The 231-nt window shown below is 65.8% G+C and carries 1 protein-coding gene; it reads left to right on the top strand.

Translation table 11 applies throughout. From position 1 onward, the window contains the following. The coding region (locus tag AC1RPK_RS07850; protein WP_481769374.1) for a hypothetical protein at positions 1-231 on the top strand (231 nt) is incomplete at both ends.

Below are 231 nucleotides of genomic sequence, written 5' to 3'. Positions count from 1 at the left end.
GACTCACGCAGGGCGCCAACGCGTTCGATCCCGACAACGGGATGAACACCGCGAACTGCAAGGCGATCCAGGTCCTGATCTACACGAAGAACCACGAAGGCACGACCATCGCGCACATCGTCGACGAGATCAAGCGCTTCGCGGCCGAGAATCCGACGCCGAACGTCGCGTTCCGGCTCGCGGGCGGCAACGTCGGCGTGATGGCCGCGACCAACGAGGCGGTCGGCGACG

It is taken from the genome of Dellaglioa sp. CoH-55-MRSF-6 (genome assembly GCF_056782215.1).
This window is presented reverse-complemented; position numbering and strand designations above follow the sequence as displayed.